The 243-nt window shown below is 62.6% G+C and carries 1 protein-coding gene; it reads right to left on the reverse strand.

Annotation, left to right across the window (positions count from 1 at the left end; all coding sequences use genetic code 11):
• Positions 1-52: 52 nt before the first annotated feature.
• Positions 53-243: hypothetical protein (locus SB749_RS20575; RefSeq protein WP_410711947.1), on the reverse strand; the 191-nt coding region annotated here is incomplete at its 5' end.

Below are 243 nucleotides of genomic sequence, written 5' to 3' on the forward strand. Positions count from 1 at the left end.
GTCGGAGACTGCGCGACGAGTATAGAACGCGCTTGCGTGATGCGGAACCCGACTACGAAACGGCGGGCGGTGCTGCGGTGCCGGTGCGATGCGGGTGCAACGCGCGTGCAACGCATGACGGCATGCGTCGGAATTCGCGCGCAATTGCGCTGCAATCGACGTCCGCTGCACGAAACAAACTCAGGAATACTATGCGGTTTATCGACACGCCGGCGGCCGTGTTTGCACAACCGCCACGCCAAG

Source organism: Brevibacterium sp. SIMBA_078, from assembly GCF_046534565.1.
GTDB lineage: Bacteria > Actinomycetota > Actinomycetes > Actinomycetales > Brevibacteriaceae > Brevibacterium.